Origin of the sequence: Brachyspira innocens ATCC 29796 (assembly GCF_000384655.1) — a bacterium.
GTDB classification, from domain to species: Bacteria; Spirochaetota; Brachyspiria; order Brachyspirales; family Brachyspiraceae; genus Brachyspira; species Brachyspira innocens.
On the sequence record NZ_ARQI01000029.1, the window covers coordinates 1 to 2792 of the forward strand.

Genomic DNA, 2792 nt, shown 5'->3' on the forward strand with positions numbered 1-2792 from the left:
AGTGAAACCATTTTCTATGTATAATCTTTCTGACTTTTTTTTAGGAGTTAATATAGGACAAAAAATTCAAATAATATTGATAATGCTATTGAAATTTGTATTATTTAATATTTTTTATTTTGAATCTAATTATGAAAAAATTAAAATTAAAATATTATTTGTAACTTTTGTTATAAGAAGACCAGACCAGACCAGACCAGACCAGACCAGACCAGACCAGACCAGACCAGACCAGACCTAATTTTTACATATATAGCGATTATATATATTTTTATAATAATTCAAAATATAAAAAAATACAACCTATGTTGCAATATAAAATTGTGGCATAGGTTGTATTTTTTTATATGATTATAAATATTTGGAGTAAATAATATGAGTTTTGATATTAATAAAGATTTGGATATTATTTTAATAACATATAATAGAATTAATAAATTAAAGGAAATCGTATCTGATATATTGGATGAAAACAGTCCTATAAAAAAATGTCAAATTACTTTTTTAGATAATTGCTCTACTGATGGTACTAGTGAATTTTTAGAAGAAATATCGCAAAAATATGATAATATTACACATATTAGACATAAAATTAATATAGGAGGCAATGCTAATATAGTTAGGGCTTTTGAGTATGTTACTAAAAAATATTTTTGGATATTATGTGATGATGATAGACTTAGCTTTGAGCATTGGCATAAAATATATGATGCTTTAAAAAGTGATCAATATGATATAATACAAACCTATACAGATCCTAAAGTTTTCTCAGGGGAAACGTATAATGAAAAACTGGCTAAATTATTAATAGAAATTGTACTTCTTCCTGCTGCAATATATAGATCTAAATATTTAAAAAACGATGTTATTTTCAATGCATATATTAACATATATGCATTAATACCTCATATGGCATTAATTTCAGAAATTATAAATAACAACGGAAAAATATATTTTTGTGAAAGATATGATAAACAAATAGTATTACAGGGGTATTCAGAAGCAAATTATAGAAAAGGAGTAAAAAGAACTGTGCATCCGTTTGTTAAGGGAATGGATTTATCTATAGGTTTTATATTGAGTTTATGTATGATTAATAATAAAGAACTTAAGTATAAATGTATAGATAGAATGAGAAGCTATTTAGGTCTTACATTTCCTGGATTTATTGGAGAAATGCCTTATTATTGGATACAAGCAGGACTTAAAGATAATATTATGCCAATATATGATGCTTGCAATGATGTACAAAAGAAGGCATTTTTAGAAAGATTGATGGAAATAAGTTATGAATTTAAGAAATATAATAAAAATACTCTAACAACATTTAATTTTCACATATTTGATTTTCATAAAATTAGGAGAAGATTTTTTTCTATTTCTTTTATTGGCTTTACATTTACTAAAAATAGAGAATATCCTAAATTATATTCTTTATTTGGATTTATAAAAGATATATATTATATAAGATTTAAAATATTATTTATATTTAGATTAACTATTAAATTATAGGAGTAATTTACTATGAACAGAAAATTTAATCCTTTTTTTATAAATACTCACTTAGTTTTAGATAGTAAAATATTGAAATCTTCTACATCTTTTATGAAATATGTAGGTAATATAGGTAATTCATATATTACTTATGCATTTATGAAATTAGTGTGTGGTGGTATATATAAAGCTCCACAGATAGATAATATGCATTATTATAATTATAATAGTAAAAAATCAGACGCTGATATAGATTATATTAATAATTGCTGTACACATGTTATATTTATTTTACAAGATCACATAAGAGTTGCTAAAGAATTAGAATTTCCAAATGGATTATTAAATTTTTTAAAAAAAATAAAGAAAACAATTGTAGTCATAAGCTTAGGTTCAAACAATTATATTAATGGTGTGTTTGATAAAAATTTTGTTGATAAATTAAGTAAAGAGAAAATTTATTTTTTTAGAGAATTATCAAATTTGACTAATGCCATTGGTGTTAGAGGGCATTTAACCGTTGAAGCATTGAAAAAAATTGGTATAAAAAATGCAGAAGCTGTTGGTTGTCCAAGCTATTTTGCAAATGGAATTAATAGAGTAATTAACAAAAAAAAATATGATGATTTTAAATTGGTATTAGGTGGAAGATTTTTTAATGTAAGTATAAATAATCCATCTTATGTATTACAGGATGAATTAGAGTTAATTGGATTATTATATTTTAATGAAAAACTACCTAATTACAATTTTAATTATAAAATGGATTATTTATCATTTTCTAAAAAAAAATATGTAACATTTTCTAATATGAAAGATTGGGAAAATTATTTAAAAAAATTCACTATGTATTTAGGATGGAGAATGCATGGAGCAATAGTATCATTAAATGCTGGAATTCCAGCTGTTCTTATAAATCCTGACTCAAGAGCTTATGAGGTGTCAGATTTATTTAAAATACCTTATATGCCAGAATTATGTTATGTGAATAAAATAGATATAATAAAAACATATGAAAGAATAGATTTAGAACCTATAAATAGAGAATATAATAAGTTATATAATAATTTTATTAATTGGTTAAAAAAATTTGGTATAGAATGTCAAAATTCATGTTTTGATTATGTTGAACAACCTTCTATCAAATTAGAATCTGATGATATTGTATTGAACAATACTGTATATTTATTAAATAATAAATACAATAATAAGATTTCTGAATATAATAATTTAGTAAATAAATATAATAATAAGATTTCTGAATATAATAATTTAGTAAATAAATATAATAATAAGAT

At 22.5% G+C, this 2792-nt stretch carries 2 protein-coding genes and 1 pseudogene; all 3 read left to right on the plus strand.

The window, feature by feature from the left end:
* Positions 1-241, plus strand: a pseudogene (locus F811_RS16625) (hypothetical protein); the annotation flags it as partial.
* Positions 242-375: 134 nt separating this feature from the next.
* Positions 376-1512 (plus strand): glycosyltransferase family 2 protein, encoded by a 1137-nt coding sequence (locus F811_RS0100380; protein ID WP_020003343.1) that lies wholly within the window; start codon positions 376-378, stop codon positions 1510-1512.
* Between the two features lie 12 nt (positions 1513-1524).
* Positions 1525-2792: polysaccharide pyruvyl transferase family protein (locus tag F811_RS0100385; RefSeq protein WP_020003344.1), on the plus strand; the 1268-nt coding region annotated here is incomplete at its 3' end.